We start from the raw sequence: 1,986 nt of genomic DNA, 5'->3' as shown, positions 1-1,986 counted from the left end.
AAATAACATGTAGGTTATCTGATGGGATAAGTTAACGAATAAGGCAGAGTAGTGTATGCAAATAGAGTCAATTCATTATGAATTGTACTTAATAGAATCTACATGTTCGTACTTAGCTTTATCATGTGACTGGTAGATCGGACCAAAGTTGATATTTTTGCTAATAGTTTTTCGTGAAGTTTTTACAACTAGTTTAATTCTCTTGGAGTAATCGAAATTGTAAACCTCACTGATTGGAAAAAGCAAATAACCAGATGTTGATTCATATGCGGATAGATTGATTACAGGTTTAAGATAGTCAATATGGTTGTCAACAAATCCAAAATTCACTCTTGTATTCTCTCCAGTGGATATGACAAAGAATGGCTCTGTATGAGAATAGTCAGAAAATTCAGGACCATCTTCGTCTCCAAGAAAAAAAGAAAGAATAGAAATAGGCGAAGCACTTCTATTTGTCAAAACAATTCTTATTAAGGCAACTTGACTGTAATGAGGTTTACCAGTCATTTCGCTTACAGAAGCTGAAACACCATCATAAGAAAGTAAGGTTCCGCTTTGGTCACCTCCATGTAGCTGCTCTACTTTCAGGTTAAATCGTTGTCGACGAGCTGAAGTTGTGGCGAAGTAAACTGAAAAAATTAAGGAAATTATGCTAATCGTTATCGTAATAGAGTCTATAGATATATCCATATGTATGTGAACCTCCGTATTGATTAATTCTATCATACTAAATAGCAAAAACCATTAAATAAAGAGACATCACTCTTAGCCACTCTATAAAGGCTCTGAGTAGTGTTTTCAAAATTCAAATAAGATACAGGTTATCTACCTGTTAGAAAGAGGAAATAAAATGAATAACGAAACACTAAATGGAATTCTTCAAGAAGAAATAAAAAACTTTGAAAATCATGATGCAGTAATGATTGTTGATACGGAAGATGTCCAAGTTATGGACTGGAAAAGTCATGGATTATCGCACTATGCAATTCGTTTCGTACTTAACAGAAATCACATGTATCTAAGTGGTGATCTTGGCAGTGCGGTATTCGATTTAACATGGTTCCCTAGATTCACAGATAAGTGGGAACAGTCTTATCATTATTTAAAAGAAAAGATCGTGTCTTGGTCTGAACAAGACTCAACATGGAAGGAAGCTGTTCTTGAAAAAGATATCGAAGAATGGATTGAAGAACAAAAAAATGAAGACTTTGATGGCGATGAATTGGAAAAAGTTGAAGAGATACTTCGGGAATGTTTGGGAGAAGTTGATTATTCAGGAACTGGAGGAGAATGGTCATTTTGGATTGCATTAAATAACTCTAAAATATCAGATTATGATGTCGACTATCATGAAACATTCAGTAACTTCGGAAAGACAACACCATTAAGATTCTACTTATGGATTGAAGCATTGAGAATGGCTAGTTCTCAGCTAAATTCTGGTTCAAAATGTTTATAATTAATCATGATTTATAAGAAATAGGTTATTTTATAAAATAATCATTTGAGCCGCTTAAATAGCGGCTCATATAACATTATTAAAATTCAAGAAAAGATATACGTATTCTTGAATAATCTAAACAAAGAAAAGAGGGTTGAAAATGTTAAAAGAAGGTAAATTAAATATGTTCACTGAAGCCCCATGCATTTCTATTTGGGGTCACAAGTTTACGAAGGAAGAATTTGATAAATTAGTCGAGATGCATCGAACACCTACATGGGATGAAGTTGTTAAGGCTTGGGAATGTGTTGATGATGGATATGAAGAACATAAGGTTGAGGAATATAAAAATTTGATTGGGGTGTCAAACGGCGATAACTATATCTTTGAAATTAGCGGTGACGATTTCACTTATTATTATGATCCATACACAGGAAGAACTACACCCAAAGTTCATCACGCAATCAACCTAACAATCAGGTACTTAGAAGCGCAGGAGATAATCAATGGAACCATTTAAATCGAAAATAGTAACTAACGTATTG

The 1,986-nt window shown here is 33.7% G+C and carries 3 protein-coding genes; 2 read left to right on the top strand and 1 reads right to left on the bottom strand.

Annotated features, from left to right (window positions below; translation table 11 throughout):
* Positions 1–75 precede the first annotated feature (75 nt).
* Entirely contained in the window at positions 76–690 is a 615-nt protein-coding gene (locus GVV19_RS10705) for a hypothetical protein (protein WP_159647525.1), read from the bottom strand.
* A gap of 160 nt (positions 691–850) precedes the next feature.
* On the opposite strand from GVV19_RS10705, the gene GVV19_RS10700 reads away from it, so the two are divergent.
* Complete coding sequence (locus GVV19_RS10700) at positions 851–1,459, top strand: hypothetical protein (protein ID WP_159647523.1); 609 nt, start codon at positions 851–853, stop codon at positions 1,457–1,459.
* A 142-nt stretch (positions 1,460–1,601) separates the two neighbouring features.
* Positions 1,602–1,961 (top strand): hypothetical protein, encoded by a 360-nt coding sequence (locus tag GVV19_RS10695; RefSeq protein ID WP_159647521.1) that lies wholly within the window; start codon positions 1,602–1,604, stop codon positions 1,959–1,961.
* Positions 1,962–1,986 lie beyond the last annotated feature (25 nt).

It is taken from the genome of Erysipelothrix anatis (assembly GCF_009828745.1).
Classification (GTDB): domain Bacteria; phylum Bacillota_I; class Bacilli_A; order Erysipelotrichales; family Erysipelotrichaceae; genus Erysipelothrix; species Erysipelothrix anatis.
Note: the sequence above shows the minus strand (reverse complement) of the source record. Positions and strands in the feature narration are given on the sequence as shown.

What these genes read in the sequence shown, in the direction of transcription:
- GVV19_RS10705 (WP_159647525.1), bottom strand. Translation starts at nt 690, where the DNA reads ATGGATATATCTATAGACTCTATTACGATAACGATTAGCATAATTTCC.
- GVV19_RS10700 (WP_159647523.1), top strand. Translation starts at nt 851, where the DNA reads ATGAATAACGAAACACTAAATGGAATTCTTCAAGAAGAAATAAAAAAC.
- GVV19_RS10695 (WP_159647521.1), top strand. Translation starts at nt 1,602, where the DNA reads ATGTTAAAAGAAGGTAAATTAAATATGTTCACTGAAGCCCCATGCATT.